This window comes from Peribacillus aracenensis, assembly GCF_025175645.1.
GTDB classification, from domain to species: domain Bacteria; phylum Bacillota; class Bacilli; order Bacillales; family DSM-1321; genus Peribacillus; species Peribacillus aracenensis.
Genome location: NZ_JANZMJ010000089.1, coordinates 1 through 1,472 on the forward strand (window position 1 = coordinate 1; position 1,472 = coordinate 1,472).

The 1,472-nt window shown below is 34.8% G+C and carries 1 protein-coding gene; it reads right to left on the reverse strand.

The window, feature by feature from the left end:
• Positions 1-38 precede the first annotated feature (38 nt).
• Positions 39-1,375 (reverse strand): IS3 family transposase gene (locus N0M92_RS29040; protein ID WP_397443942.1). Its coding sequence is split into 2 segments (ribosomal slippage): positions 39-991 and positions 991-1,375, totalling 1,338 coding nucleotides; the frame shifts between segments, so codons are not numbered across the junction.
• Positions 1,376-1,472 lie beyond the last annotated feature (97 nt).

Below are 1,472 nucleotides of genomic sequence, written 5' to 3' on the forward strand. Positions count from 1 at the left end.
TAAACTGTACCCTATGTAAAGGACATTTTTAAAAAAGGTCATGCCACTTTGAGAAGGTGATTTCTGTATTGAACAGGAGTCATCTTCTTTAAGTTCCATTGATATCTGAAATTGTTATAGTACGTCATATAACTTCTTATTTCCTTTTTAAGTTCTTCTATAGTATTACAAGGTTTAATATAGGCTTCATCTTTGAAGTGACCAAAGAAGGACTCTAGTGGAGCGTTATCCCAACAGTTCCCTCTTCTTGACATGGATTGCCCAAGTCCTAGTTTTTTTACGTGTTTCTGAAAAGTGGGACTAGTATAGTGTACTCCTTGATCAGAGTGAATAAAGGCCCCTTCGGCAAACTTTACTCGTTTATTCTTCGTTAACTTTACTAATGTATCTGTAGCTAAATCTAATGTCATTCGGCTAGACACATTATAGGCAAGTATTTCATTCGTTGAACTATCTTTAATCGTGGATAAATAAGCCTTTTGTCTATTGTCATAATATAAATATGTAATATCAGTAAGTAATACTTTTCCTGGAATTGCTTGTTTAAACTCTCGGTTTAATAAGTTCGGCAGAATGGTGTGTTCTTGAGTGGCTTTCAACATCTTCTGATAAGGGTTGGTTCTTCTAATAGGACAAACAATCCTGTATTTCCTCATAATCCTTCGGATTCGCTTCAAGTTATATGTAATTCGAAACTGTCCTTCTAACGTCATCTTAATCTGGCGTGCTCCTTTTTTGCGGCGTTTAAAATGAAAAGCATTTAAAATATTTTCTTTAAGTATCAAGTCTTTTTCTTCTCTTCGCTCTCTTCTTTCCTGAGCTTGTGAAGAAAAGTAGCTATAAAAACCAGAGCGAGAAACTCCCGCAATTTCGCATAAGAAACTCACCATATTTTTAAGTAGATACTTTTCTATTACTGAACGTATTAAAAGAAACCTCTGTTCAGCAGAGACTTTTACTCGTTTTTCTTCATCCCCCTTTCCATCATGTCTAACTTTTTTAGTAACTCATTCTCAGCTCTCAACAATTGATTTTGTGCTTCTAATCTAGCATTCTTTTCTTCTAGAGAAAGCTCCTTCTGAGTTGTTCTCCCCGAATTATCACTACGCGTATCCCTAAGTCCCAATACTCCTGATTTTTTATAAGCAGTACGCCATCTGGAGGCTGCCCTTTGTACTCTGACAATACCTATGACTTCAATATTAAAACCATTCTCCTCGAAAATCTGCCTTGGCATCTTACCATTTTCATTTTCAGCTATAAAAATCCTCTTAAATTCGTCTGTATATGTAACACCCTTTGAACTTACAGATTTAACATATGGATTATTAGATAGTATTTCTATTTCTTTCTCAGTAAAGAGTTTTTTTGGCATTTAATTGTTCTCCGATTCTCCCATTTTTTTCATTATACATAAAAGTACCCTATAGAGCAGACCTTTTTTTAGTGTCTACTCTATAGGGTACAGTTTA